Origin of the sequence: Paraburkholderia ribeironis, from assembly GCF_900019265.1 — a bacterium.
Classification (GTDB): Bacteria; Pseudomonadota; Gammaproteobacteria; order Burkholderiales; family Burkholderiaceae; genus Paraburkholderia; species Paraburkholderia ribeironis.
In genome coordinates this window covers 12,937-26,252 of sequence record NZ_CYGX02000054.1, presented here as the reverse complement: position 1 = coordinate 26,252, position 13,316 = coordinate 12,937, and the positions used below count along the sequence as shown (strand labels likewise).

10 protein-coding genes are annotated in these 13,316 nt (G+C 62.4%); 3 read left to right on the top strand and 7 right to left on the bottom strand.

Translation table 11 applies throughout. From position 1 onward, the window contains the following. Positions 1-32: 32 nt before the first annotated feature. Both BN2475_RS23505 and BN2475_RS23500 read left to right on the top strand, forming a co-directional pair. Entirely contained in the window at positions 33-869 is an 837-nt protein-coding gene (locus BN2475_RS23505; protein ID WP_094781885.1) for an arylamine N-acetyltransferase family protein, read from the top strand. Between the two features lie 12 nt (positions 870-881). Continuing rightward, positions 882-1,562: a methyltransferase family protein gene (locus tag BN2475_RS23500; RefSeq protein ID WP_094781884.1), complete on the top strand. Its 681-nt coding sequence runs from the start codon at positions 882-884 to the stop codon at positions 1,560-1,562. A 67-nt stretch (positions 1,563-1,629) separates the two neighbouring features. Here the strand turns inward: BN2475_RS23500 and BN2475_RS23495 are convergent, their stop codons facing one another. The 7 genes from BN2475_RS23495 to BN2475_RS23460 form a co-directional block, all read right to left on the bottom strand. Beyond that, positions 1,630-2,745 (bottom strand): succinylglutamate desuccinylase/aspartoacylase family protein, encoded by a 1,116-nt coding sequence (locus tag BN2475_RS23495; protein WP_094781883.1) that lies wholly within the window; start codon positions 2,743-2,745, stop codon positions 1,630-1,632. Between the two features lie 114 nt (positions 2,746-2,859). After that, complete coding sequence (locus BN2475_RS23490) at positions 2,860-3,627, bottom strand: ABC transporter ATP-binding protein (protein WP_094781882.1); 768 nt, start codon at positions 3,625-3,627, stop codon at positions 2,860-2,862. A gap of 37 nt (positions 3,628-3,664) precedes the next feature. After that, positions 3,665-4,378: an ABC transporter permease gene (locus BN2475_RS23485; protein ID WP_094781881.1), complete on the bottom strand. Its 714-nt coding sequence runs from the start codon at positions 4,376-4,378 to the stop codon at positions 3,665-3,667. Continuing rightward, positions 4,375-5,064, bottom strand: a complete 690-nt coding sequence (locus BN2475_RS23480) for an ABC transporter permease (protein ID WP_094781880.1) — start codon at positions 5,062-5,064, stop codon at positions 4,375-4,377. The genes BN2475_RS23485 and BN2475_RS23480 overlap by 4 nt, the downstream gene beginning before the upstream one ends. Before the next feature lie 110 nt (positions 5,065-5,174). Beyond that, positions 5,175-5,948: an ABC transporter substrate-binding protein gene (locus BN2475_RS23475; RefSeq protein ID WP_094781879.1), complete on the bottom strand. Its 774-nt coding sequence runs from the start codon at positions 5,946-5,948 to the stop codon at positions 5,175-5,177. A gap of 580 nt (positions 5,949-6,528) precedes the next feature. Then, positions 6,529-9,939 (bottom strand): GMC family oxidoreductase, encoded by a 3,411-nt coding sequence (locus BN2475_RS23465; protein WP_094781878.1) that lies wholly within the window; start codon positions 9,937-9,939, stop codon positions 6,529-6,531. Positions 9,940-10,136: 197 nt separating this feature from the next. After that, positions 10,137-10,928, bottom strand: coding sequence for a hypothetical protein (locus tag BN2475_RS23460; protein ID WP_094781877.1), 792 nt, complete (start codon positions 10,926-10,928; stop codon positions 10,137-10,139). A 370-nt stretch (positions 10,929-11,298) separates the two neighbouring features. On the opposite strand from BN2475_RS23460, the gene BN2475_RS23455 reads away from it, so the two are divergent. Continuing rightward, a complete protein-coding gene (locus BN2475_RS23455) occupies positions 11,299-13,263 on the top strand; it encodes a hybrid sensor histidine kinase/response regulator (RefSeq protein WP_143325859.1) in 1,965 nt (654 codons plus the stop codon). The last annotated feature ends 53 nt before the right edge of the window (positions 13,264-13,316 follow it).

The following is a 13,316-nucleotide window of genomic DNA, read 5'->3' as shown; positions in this document are numbered from 1 at the left end:
GTCCGGCCTGACAATCAAACGGGACCACAGCGATGTCGCATGCCATGAACCTGGAAAACTACTTCGCCCGCATCGGCTACGAAGGCCCGCGTGCAGCAACGCTCGACGTGCTGCGGGCGATTCACCGGCTGCATCCCGGCGCGATTCCGTTCGAGAATCTGAATCCGCTCTTGCGGCGTGCGGTCAAGCTGGACCTCGAGTCGGTCGAGCGGAAACTCGTCACTGAAGGCCGCGGCGGTTATTGCTTCGAGCAGAATACTTTGCTCGCGAACGTGCTGATGCAACTCGGCTTCAAGGTCACACCGCTACTCGGGCGTGTGTTGTGGGGCCGCGATCCGGGCGCGATTCCTCCACGCACGCACATGGTTCTGCGCATCGACATCGGGACCGAGGCGTGGATCGCCGACGTCGGCTTCGGTGCCGTGACGCTCGCGGCACCGCTGCGCTTGACGGCGGGCCTCGCGCAACCGACTCCGCTGGGCACGTTCCGTCTTGCCGACGCATCGCGCGATGCGCTGTTTCTCGAAGTGCAGGCGCGCGACGAGAGCTGGGCACGCGTCTATCGCTTCGATTTGCATCCGGTCGAATGGATCGATTGCGAAACCTCGAACTGGTACACGTCGACGTCGCCCGATGCGATCTTCGCGAGCAACCTGATGGTGTGCCGGGTATTGCCCGAAACACGTCTGACGCTATTCAACGATCACCTGAACGAACGCGCCGCGGACGGGCGGATCGTCAGCGAGCGGCAACTGAACAACGCCGCCGAACTCGCCGCGTGTCTGCATGATCGCTTCGGTCTGAACACCGGCGACATCGATCTCGCCGAAGTGTTCGAGCGCGTACGTACACGCACGAATGGCGCATAGCGGGCCACTGCCATGATCGCGCGCCTCATTGTGCAAACAGTGCTCTCGCTGGCCGTCATGGGCGCGCTGCTGTTCGGCGCGGCGGGCACGTTCGCGTGGCCGGCCGCGTGGTGGTTTCTGATCGAGATCGGCGTGTTGAGCCTGTGGATGGGCTTGTGGCTCGCGCGTCATGATCCCGGGTTGCTCGCCGAGCGACTCGCGCCATTCGTGCAGGGGCGGCAGACTCGCTGGGACCGTCTCTTCATGATCGCCGCCGGGTTGTTGTGGTGCGGCTGGCTGATCGTGATGGGACTCGACGCGATGCGCTTTCGCTGGTCCGCGCCGCTGCCGGTTGCGCTGGTCAGCCTCGGCGCGCTGTGCGTGTTCCTGTGCATCTTCATGTGCCGCTTCGTGTTCCGCGCCAATAGCTACGCCGCGCCGGTCGTGAAGGTCCAGACGGAACGCGGTCACAAGGTGATCGACACCGGTCCTTACGCGTACGTCCGCCATCCGATGTACGCCGCCGCGCTGCTGATGTTCGTCGGCATGCCATTGATGCTCGGTTCATGGTGGGGCCTCGCGCTCGCGCCCGTGATGGCGTGCGCCATCGGTTGGCGCGCGGTGCGCGAAGAGCGCTTGCTGGCCGCGCAACTCGACGGCTATAAGGCGTACATGACGCGGGTGCGTTATCGCTTCGTGCCGCATATCTGGTAGGTCTTGCTGCGCTTTCCACCTGGACCTGTCCGGACAGAATTCGCCGCGGACATGACCGTCTGGATGCTCATAGCGGCAACAGAGAGCCTGTTCTAAACGCCGTCGCGCCAGCGATGTGCGCAACCGACATCCCTGCAGAAGCAAACCGAACCGAACGATGCGCGTACAGCACGCCACTCGTCGTCGCGTTCAACGTGCTCACGTGATCCGTGAGCGGATCGATGATATCCACGACCGGTTGGCCGGATTCGATCCATGCGCCGAGTTCCGCACGAAATGCGAGCACGCCGCTTACCGGCGTAATGACCGCTGCCGCACCGGCGAATGGCGTAGCGGGGAACGGCAGTGCTGGCAACGGCGCGGCTTCTGCGTCGATGAAGTCGCGATGGCAAAGGTAATTGACGATCGCCTGAGCGTCCTGCTCGGCGAACTCATGCGACACATCGCGCTGGCCCCGCAGTTCGACCGTTACCGAAACGCCGCCATTGGGAATCGGATGCTGCTTGCCGTAACGCGCACGCAGATTGGACCAGCAGAAGCTATGAATCTCGTCGAACGGATTGCCGTCCGCGTTCAGTGCCAGCAGCGACGCTTTGGCGCCGATATAGCGCGCAAGGGGTTCGACTTCTCCCCAGATATCCGGATTGGTGTACAGATGCATTGCGGCCTCCCAGTCGCAATGCAGATCGATCACGACATCCGCGTCGCAAGAGAGTTTTTGTAGCGCGAGCCGTTGCGAATCGAGTTCGGTCAGAGGCGTCTGCTCGTCAAGTGCTTCGCGCATGGCAGTGCGCACCACCTGGCGGTTTTCGTCGATATTGCGCGTCAGACGCGCTTCGACTCGATGCATCACCAGGGTCGTCAGGTCGTAGAAGTTGCGATTGAAGTTTTGCGCCGTATTGCCTTCGAACCGACCAATGTGCGAGCCGAGCACCCGCTGATTGAGACCGATCGGATTTGCTACCGGCACGACGATCACTTCGCCGCGCAGCTTGCCTGCGGCTTCGAGGCTGGCGAAATGCTTGCGCAGGCGCCAGGCGACGAGCATGCCCGGCAATTCGTCGGCGTGTAGCGACGCTTGAATATAGATCTTCTGACCACCAGTCGGCCCGTAGTGAAAGCTGGTCAGGTGGCGTTCAGTACCAAGCGTCGGCGAAATGAGCGGGTGCGTTTTGATTTGCATGGATTCTGGCGGTGCAGCGTTGACGCTGGCCGCTGGTTGAATTGCGAAAATACAGTGGAGATGGCGTGCGCAGAAAAATAAGAACGGTCCGCCGAGTCGGCTCGAGGCCGGTCGTCATTTCAGGTTCCCGGCAAGAAACTGCCCTAGCCGTTCACTTTTCGGGTTGACCAGAACTTCTTGCGGATTGCCTTCCTCTTCGATTTTTCCCTTGTGCAGGAAGATCACATGATTCGACACGTTGCGAGCAAACCCCATCTCGTGCGTGACCACGATCATCGTGCGGCCTTCTTCAGCGAGAGCCTGCATGACTTTCAATACCTCGCCGACCAGTTCCGGGTCCAGTGCGGAAGTGGGCTCGTCAAACAGCATCACTTCGGGCTCCATCGCCAGCGCACGTGCAATCGCCACCCGCTGTTGCTGGCCGCCGGACAGATGGGACGGATATTTGCCTTCCATGCTGGGCGCGAGCCCCACCTTGGTCAGATACTTGCGAGCCCGCTGCTCCGCTTCGGCACGACTCAACCCCAAAACGCTGACGGGCGCTTCGACGATATTTTCGAGCACGGTCATGTGCGCCCAAAGGTTGAAGTGCTGAAACACCATCGATAGCCTGGTGCGCATTTTCTGCAATTGCCTGTGATCACTGACCCGCAGCGCGCCTTTGCTGTCACGCGTGGTCTGGATCTGTTCCGCGTTGACGGTGATGCGACCGGAGCAAGGCTGCTCCAGAAAATTTATACACCGCAAAAAAGTACTTTTCCCGGACCCGCTCGAACCGATGATGCTGATGACATCGCCAGCCTTTGCCTTGAGCGAGACGCCCTTCAAAACCTCGTTGTCGCCGAACTTCTTGTGCAGGTCATCAACAATCAGCTTGTACATTCTCGATACACTCCATCGTGGCCGCGGGCGGCCAGGTTCAATGCCCCTGCGGCTTCAGAAAGGCCAGCAAGCGTGCTTCCATCCGGCGAAACGCCCAAACAAGGGCAAAAACGATGCAGGCGTACAGCACGGCGGCAATGCTGTATGCCTGAAAAGATGCGTACGTTGCAGAGTTGACGTCGCGCGTTACCTTGAGGATGTCAGGTACGGTGGCTGTGAAAGCGAGCGTCGTCGCGTGCAGCATCAGGATGACCTCGTTGCTGTAATTGGGCAGTGCGCGCCGCAGCGCCGACGGCAGGATGATGCGCGTGTAGAGCTTGTACTTCGACATCCCGTAAGCTTGTGCTGCCTCGATCTCGCCATAGGGTGTCGCCTTGATCGTTCCGGCGAATATCTCGGTGACGTACGCGCATTCGTTCAACGCAAAGGCCAGCAACGTGCAATTCATCGCGTTGCGAAAGAACGTGTCGAGCAGGGCGTGCGAGTGCACGAAGTGAAGACTGTAGAGCCCCGTATAGACGACGAGTAACTGGACATAGAGCGGCGTGCCGCGAAAGACATAGGTATAGAGCCAGACCGGTCCGGAGATGAAGCGATTGCTCGACGAACGGGCAACCGCCAGCGGAATGGCAAGGCAAAAGCCCAGTCCGATTGAGGCGACCAGTAGCCACAATGTGATGACAAGGCCGGTGAACTGGTAGCCGTCGGTATAGAGGTAGTTTTGCCAGTATTGCCTGACGAGTTCGATCACAATGCGACCCTCCGTACGCCTGTCGAGTAGCGCCTTTCCAGCCAGACCAACACGAGGTTGGACACCGTGGTAATCGCGAGATAGATCGCAGCGGCCGCCATGGTGAAAAAGAAGAATTCAAGCGTACTTTTGCCGGCATCCTGCGAGGCCTTGACGACGTCGGCAAGACCGATGATCGATACAAGTGCAGTTGCCTTGACCAGCACCTGCCAGTTGTTGCCAATGCCGGGTATGGCGAAGCGCATCATTTGCGGGAACATGATGCGACTGAACACCCGCCACGAGCTCATGCCGTACGCGAAACCCGCCTCCAGTTGCCCGCGTGGAACAGCCAGAAACGCACCCCGGAATGTTTCGGTAAAGTACGCCCCGTAGATGAAGCCGAGCGTGATGACGCCAGCAACGAACGGGTCGATGTCGATCTGATCGAAACCCAGCGCATCGGTCAGATTGTTGAGCAGGATCTGCATACCGTAAAACAGCAGCAGCATCAGCACGAGATCGGGAACAGCGCGAATCAGCGTCGTGTAGAGCGCGCCGATGCGAGAGAGCACGTGGTTCGGCGAAAGCTTCGCGGCGGCTCCTGCAAGACCGAGCAGGAAAGATGCACCCAGCGACAAGACCGCCAGCCTGATCGTTTCCCACGTGCCCGCGAGGAGTAGGGGGCCATACCCGTGAAAGAACATGTATGTGTATCCCAGGATGCGTCGTGCACCCAGTCAATGCGGTTGATTGCGCACCCGTGGAACGGAGAGAGTGCGCCAGGGCACGCTGCGGAAGAATTGACGGGAAGTGATCAGCTGCCGTATACGTCGAAGCTGAAGTACTTCTGCGCGATCTTTTTATAGGTGCCATCCTTGATGATGTCGGCGATGGCGTTGTCGATCTTCGCCTTCAGCTCAGCATCGTCCTTGCGCAGACCAATGCCGGCGCCATTGCCGAGGATCTTCGTGTCGACAATCGCCTGGCCGGCGAACTGAAAGCCCGCGCCGCGCGGCGTCTTCAGAAAGCCGTTGTCGGCCTGTACCGCATCCTGCAACGCCACGTCCAGACGTCCGGAGAGCAGGTCGGTATAGACCTGATCCTGGTTCTGATACGACACGACTCTCGCTCCCTTCGGCTCCCAATAGGTCTTCGCGTACGTCTCCTGAGTCGTGCCCTGTTCGACCCCAACCGTTTTGCCGGCCAGCGCTTCCGGCGTCGGCAGCAAGCTCGAGCCCTTCTTCGCGATGAGGCGTGTCGGTGTGTTGAAGAGCTTCGAGGAGAAGCTGATCTGTTCCGCGCGTTGCGGTGTCATTGACATCGCCGACAGCACGCCGTCGAACTTCTTCGCCTTCAGCGCCGGGATCAGGCCGTCGAAGTCGCTTTCGACCCATACGCACTTCGCCTTCAGGCGTTCGCAGATCTGGTTGCCAAGATCGATGTCGAAGCCGGAGAGCTTGCCGTCAACGCCCTTCGATTCGAACGGCGGATAACTTGCGTCGACCCCGAAGCGGATGGTGGATAAGTCTTTTGCGTAGGTACCGGTGGCGATGGCCGCGAGCGCGATACACAGAGCGAACTTCTTCATGAAATCTCCGGGAATGTACTTAGTTATGCTAAACGCCATGGGAGGGAAGCGTCTCGCAGACGTCGGGGCAATGCGTCAATTTGTATAGACATGACAAGTTTCGGTGACGCGATTCAGCTGCGTCATCAACTTGTACATACAAGATACTTGTCCAGATGCGAGGCCACAACTAGGGTTTTCTACCAGGACTGTAGCGGAGCGCCTGAATATCATGGGGATTTGGGCCATACAGGGCCGTCGCACGTGAGGCGTGCTTGTGTTCAGATTTAATTGTCTATACATGTTGTGTGGGTCGAGCCCCATTTATTTGTACAGACAGGATCGCTATCTTGCGCACCGCGCCGTATGCCCCTCGCGTCCTGGCGACGCTTGCGGCAGGTCGTGCCGATCCACCGCGACGACCCCCGCTCGCGGACGAAATGAGCGTCGCATCTACGCGCACGCCCGATGCGTACGTTGCGACATGAAAGACCGAAGCGCCGGCGCGAGAGCCAACGCGTTCGACACCATCACCGACGCCGTCTCGCGTTGCCACGACACCGCCTCGCAGCGGTATTCGTGACGTCGCGATCGACCCGCATCAATGCGCGTCCAGATACCGCCTGATCACCGGATAAACATCCACCGACGCGTTCTTGCCGAATATGCAGTCGATGTGTCCATAGCCCGGAATCAGATGCCGCTCGTAGGGCTGTTCGGGGAAGTGCTTGACCAGCATGTCGAACGTCAGCTCGGTGCTTTTCGGTCGATAGGTTTCGTTTCTATCACCGTGGATGAAGCCGATCGGCAGGCGCATTCCTTCCAGCCCCTTCATGCCGTCGGTCCCCGTCAGGTAGACATCGCGGCCGTTGGCATCGACGACTTTGCCCGCTCGCACCATGGCCGCCAGATGCTTGAATACCTCCATATCGTGCACGCCAAGCAATTCCTGCAAGTTCGAATGCAGCATCTCGTTCAGTTTTTCATGCTCGTAGAGCAGGCCATACATGAAGGTCGCGCGATGGCAGATCGGGTTGCCGCAGCCTTCGCCATGATCGAGCGGGTAGAGGCGCAGCGCTTCGTCCAACAGGTTGTGTGGCCACTTTTCATGCTGCGTATACGCGGTCAGATCGTGCACGCCGAGAAACTCCATGATGTCTGGGACGTGCAGGCCGGCCTTGATCTTCTCCAGCGTGCCGGGCACCGGATGCGCCGACACCTGTGAGATGACCGCCGAGCGCACGCCTTTGAGGCCGGACAGCAACGACATGCTCAGCGATAGTCCGCCCAGGCAGTGCCCCAGCGCCTGAATCTCCGCCGCGCCGGTCACCTCGCGAATTTTTGCGACGGCGGCCGGGATGTCTTCGCGGGCCACCTTGTCGACGTTGGTCGGCACCATCACGCTCGGCATCTCGATGCTGACGCGCAGATCGACGAGCCAGACGTCGTAGCCGGCCGCACTGAGATATTCGACCATGTTGGTCGCGATCAGATCGGTGGAATAGATGCGGCTCGAGACGCCCGAGCCATGAATCAGCAGCACCGGGCGCGCCGCCTTGTTGGCGGGGTCGACGTAGCGCGTGAGCCTGAGTCTGGTGCCGTCAGGCGTATCGAAGAAGACGATTTGCGGCGCCGGCGCGCGTAGCGCCCGCTTCAGGCGCGGCTGCGCTTTCGGGTCGACGAACTGCAGCGGCGAGGCCACACCGCCGTATTCGGCGAACAGCACGCCCGCGAAAAATTTGCCGAACTTCAGCGTCCATTCGAGGCGCGTCTCCAGATCGGGCGCGTTCGTGACTTCGAGCGTGCGTTGCTGCTTGAGGAAGTTCTCAGGCGTAATGATCAGCGTGGCTTTGCCGATCACCGGCGCGTCGGCTTGCGCGGACTCGCGAAGCTCGGCATAGAGCGTATTGGTCTGCTCCCACAAATTGATCGGCGATGTGCGCGTGATGATCTTCTGCCCGCTCAGGTAGTAAGTCTTGCCTTCGACGCTGTCGAGCGTCATGCGGTAGTTCATGTTGCGCTCGTCCACGTCCGACTCGTCGACGACGAACAGGTTGAACGTGCCATCGGAGATGGTCATCGGTTGCGCGGAAAGCGCGGGGCAGGTCAGAGTGCCGGCCGTGTGAGCAAGATGCTGTGGATTACTGAGCATGTCGGCGAGATCGTCCGATTCGACGGTCAGCGTGAACTCGATCGGGCTCGCGGCGGCCTCACCCGCGACCACCGGCGTGTAGGTGCCGACCATCGTCTCCGTGAAGCGCAAGCCGATGCGCTGCGCGGGCGGCGGCGCGGCAGTGCCTTTGGACTCGTAGTCGATCGGCCAGCCGTGCGACGCGGCGAGCAGCGCGCAATTGCGTTCGGCCAGCGCGGAGATGGTCAGCAGTGGATTGACGCCGAGCGACATCGGCATCACGGCGCCGTCCATCACGTACAGGCCATCATGCACGGCGTTACCCGCCGCGCCGCTGAAGACGCGGCCCAGGTGGTCGACCACGCCGTGCGCGGCATCCTCGCCCATGCCGCAGCCGCCGAGCGGATGCACGGTGACGGTCCGCCTGCCGAGGATCTCGGTGGAAATCGGATTGCGCAGGTATTTGCCGCCGAGCGGCACGGTGGCCTGCTTCAATGCATCTTCGATCGTTGCAAAGATGGGCTGAGCGCCGGCGTTCTCCCATGCGATGCGTGCGCGGCCGTGAGCGTCGACGCTGATGCGGCCGCTTTCGTCGTCATGCGCCATCACCAGGTAGCTTTGCGTGTGGTTGAGCGCGCCATGATAGGGCCCGCGCAGCACACTCTCGATCACGCGTGCGTCGTACGCGAGCCGCTCATCGGGCGATCGCGGGCCGCCGACATCCACGCCCTCGAGCGGCGCGGCGGCGCCGAGCATGCCGACCAGCGCCGCGCCGACCGGCCCGGCGAGCGAGCCTTCTTCGATCACGTAGCCGTCCCTGACGTTATCCGTGTTGCGATGATCGATGAGCCCGGTGATGGTCGGTCCGACGGGCGGAATCTCGCCCTTCGGGTGCGCGCCCCAGCCGACGCCGTTGATTACGTCGTTGGTGTTGTACGCGAACGCGAGCACGTCGCCGTTGCCGGTGAAGTGCTGGCCGAGCATGTCGGAGGTGGTCAGTCCCTGCTCGCGCGAACGCAACAGCAATGCGGTCGAACCGATCGTGCCGGCCGCCACGATGACGATCTCGGCGCTCACGAATAGATCCGGCGCGTCATAGCTTTCGCGGCCGAGCCGCACCAGTTGGAAGCCGACTTTCCACTGCTGCGTGTCGGGGTCGCGCAGCACCGAATGCACCGCGGCGCCTGTGAAGATCTGCGCGCCGTGCGTGACCGCATCGGGCAGGTAGTTCATGTGGGTGGAATTCTTCGCGTCGTAATTGCAGCCCGAATTGCAGTCGCCGCAACCGACGCACGCCTTCTGCTCGACGTGCGCGGCGTTCGTACGATCCTCGAAGGTGACGGTGATCGGCGGCCGGCTGAACTGCTCGGCCATGCCGAGCGCCTGCGCCGACTTTTCGAGCGCCTGCAATTTCGGCAGCGCTGGAAATTCCGGCGGGACCGGCGAGGGCTGCAGCATCGCCCGGGCGAGCGCATAGCCGAGAGTGCGGCCGTCGCGATCGGCACGCAACTCGGCCGGCCAACGCGGGTCGTCCCACAGGCGCGGGTCGGCTTCGAGCGCGACGTTCGCGTTGATCAGCGAGGTGCCGCCGAGACCGCAGCCGACCACCGCGTTCACGTCCTCATTCACGTGTACTTCGAGCAAGGCCAGCGGCGAGCCGAGCTGCGCGGCCGCGGTGTTGTACTGGATCTGCTCGGCGCCCTGAAACGGCGTGCGCGGAAATTCGCCAGCCATGAACTCGCGTCCGCGTTCGAGCACGCACACGCTGCGCCCGGCGCGCGCCATGCGGCTCGCGGCGATCGCACCGCCATAGCCCGAACCCACTACGATGACGTCATAGTGCTGTTGCCGCGCCGTCGGCGCGCTCGATAAGCGGTTCATCTGGACCACCTCGTCTGGAATCGACTGCGGGGAAGGGGACGTCGAACTTCGGAAGAAAGACGGTGCGGCGCGACAGCTTTTTCATGGTAGTCGGTACGCGCGCACAAAAAAAGCGCGACTCGCGCGGACATGACGCGTCAGGTTCGCGGCGAGAAGAAGTGGCGGCGGTCGAACGCCAGCCGCCAGATCAGGCAGTCTTACGCGGCTGCTTCATTCATTTCGCTGTCGCTCGATTCGGCGGCGAGCAGGTTCAGCGCGAGCAGAATCACGGCGCGATTGTCGAGGTTGATCGTGATGCCGAGCACGTCGGTGAGCCAGCGGCCGATCTTGGTATTGGAAAAATCTTCTGCGCCGGCCGTCTTCTTCATGGTGACGCCAAGTTTGACGGCGCGATAATGATACGAGGGCACCCGATGCTGAGCTGCGACTGCCGACAGCCCGCCTTTTCCTTCCGAGCACCAGCCAAGGCTGCCGGCCAGCACGATGCGTTCAGGCTCGTCGAGTCCGTCGATGAAAGCGCGCGCCGCGAGCCGCACGCGTTGTTCGTCGAGGCCGTACTGCAGCAGCACGCTTTCGATCGGGTCCTCGAGCGCATGCGCGTGCAGATCGATTTCCTGCGCCATGCCCTCGTTCTCCATCGATACGTTGCGTTGATGGCCGGCGCTGCGCAGGCAGTCGATCAGATAGCGGCGGAAGTATGCGCACAGCGCGTAGCCGTTGGACGGCGCGCTGTCGGCGCACGCGTGGGTCTCCGTGTGCCCCGGCGCGAGGCGCAGCACCTTCGCGTAGATGAACTGGGCGACCAGTTCTTCCTTGTCCTCGCCAAGCGCCTGCAATTCGAGTGGGTGATAGGTCCGCAGCGCCCGCTTGACCAGTTCGACCATCGACACCATTTCGTCGGCGGATAAGCGGGTGCGTCGGCGCCACAGGTCGGGCAGGATCGCGTCGTCGAGATTGCGGACGAACTCGTGGCTCGGAACGGCGCCCATGAAAACCTCCGTCAGGGGTAAGGCAAGGAGCGCGGTGAGCCTCGACTGCGGGCCGGGAAGTGAGCGATGGAGCTGTGAAGCCGCGCTGGAAAGTGAATGCAGTATGGTTTGCGGCAACTGCTTCGCCTATATGGATTAAGTGGTAGCTGATGGGTAAACTGCCGGGTAAACCTGCGGACAAGAAATACCCGATTCGTCTGATGTGAGGGCATCGGCTGCATACGATCGCCGCGCAGTTGCATGGCCGTTGCACGATGCCGCGGCGCCCTCTGCGGTTGTGTCGCGCAGCACGCCCGGCCCGTACCGATCGGGCCACTGGGCTCGCGCGCTACCTCACCGAAATTGCCGTGCCCGACAAGGAGACCGCGCGATGCGGGCCGACCCGATCCAGCGTGCAATCGACGAAGACCTGGTGCGCATGCTGTACGCACAAGATCCGATTGCTTTCTTTTCGCACTGGTTTTCGATCGCGGTGCTGGTGGCGATCTACTGGCCGCGGATACCGTCGCCGCCGCTGTTCATCGCGTGCTTCGGTTTCTATGCGCTGGCCAATTGCGGCGGCCTCGCGCTGTGGATCTTCAATCACCGCTATCCGCATGTCGTCTCGCCGCGCGACTGGATCTATCTGCACGCATTGCGCGGCGTGCTTCTGTACAGCATGCCTGGTTTCGCCGTGTGGTTCGCGTTCCAGAGTCCGCAGGCCGATTTGCCGCTGCTGCACACGGTCATGCTCGTGACGCTCGCGGCCGGCGTGTTCATGTCGAACGGTTTCGACCTGCTGAATTTTGCGACCGCGATTCCGTTCCTGCTGTTTCCGGCGATCGTGCTGCACTTCGGCTCGCATACGTTCGACCGCACGATTCTCGCGATCGTCCTCGCGTTTTTCTTTTGCGCCATCAACGTCTATGCGATGAGTTATCGCAAGCTGTTTCGCCAGGTCGTGCAGGCGCGAGTCGATCAGCAATACCTGGCGGAATCGCTGGCGGCGCAAAAGCGGGTCGCCGAGGAAGCGAGTCTTGCCAAGACGCGATTTTTTGCCGCCGCGAGCCACGACTTGCGGCAGCCCTTGCATGCGATCGGCCTGCTCGCGGCGTCGCTCAACGACCCGGCCGCGATGTCCACGCAGCACGCGAAGACCGCCGAGCACATCGTCTACAACGTCGAGGCGTTGAACCAGCTGTTCAACCAGGTGCTCGATCTCGCGCGGCTCGAAAGCGGCGCGACCCAGGTGATCCGTCTGCATTTCCGGCTCTCCGAACTGTTCGAGCGGGTCGGCAGCCAGTATCGTCCGCAGGCGGCGGCCAAGGGACTCGCGCTGCGGATCGCGCCGACCACGATGGTCGTGTACGACGATCCGGTGCTGCTCGAACGCGTGCTGAGCAACCTGCTTTCGAACGCCGTGCGCTACACGGAGGAAGGCGCGATCTGGCTGGGTTTTCGTCGCGCCGGGCGGCCGACGGGCGGCTATATCGAAGTGCGCGATTCGGGCATCGGCGTTGCCGCCGAAGAGCAGGCGCATATTTTCGAGGAGTTCTATCAGGTCGCCAATCCGCACCGCGACGCGCGCCAGGGCCATGGTCTCGGCTTGCCGACCGTGAAGCGGCTGGTGAACCTGCTCGGCGGCGAACTGCAGCTACGCTCGGCGCCAGGGCGTGGCTCGGCGTTCCGGTTTGCGGTGCAGGCGGGCGATGCCGGCGGGATCGTCGCGAGCCTGAACGAAGCGGTGGCGGGCGGCCCGTCGGCGCGTGGGCGGCGCGTGTTGTGCATCGACGACGAGCCGTCGATTCTCGAAGGCCTCGCGAGCCTGTTGGGGCGCTGGGGTTGCAGCGTGCTCGGCGCGCGTGACGAGCACGAGGCGCTCGCGGCGCTCGACAGCGGCTTCGTGCCCGACGCGGTGCTATGCGATTACCAGCTCGCCCATCACCGGACCGGCGCGCAGGCGCTGGCGGCCGTGCGCGGCGTGCTCGCACGCGCGGGGCACGACAACGTGGTGACGTTGCTGATCACGGGCGACGTGGCATCGGCGGAACTGACGGCGCTTGCGTTGCAGGGCATCCCGGTGCTGCACAAGCCGGTGACGCCCGCGCGTTTGCGGCGCACGCTCGAAATGCTGTGGCAGCAGGCTGAGCTGGACAAGGGCAGGACGGCGGCCGCGCTGCCGTTGCGCGACGATGTATCACGCGCTGATGTATCGCGCGATGCGATGCCGGCGCAGGCGACGCCTGGCGCGACAGGCGCCACGGTGAGCATGCCCGCGGGCGTCGCAGTGAGCGCGCCGGCGGGAATCGCGGGTGTGGGCTCGCAGACGCAGTCCCACAGCGAGTCGCAAAAGTAAGGGCAGGCAGGCGGCAATGGGTGGGCAGCTGGAATGGCTGCCATCGCCGCGCA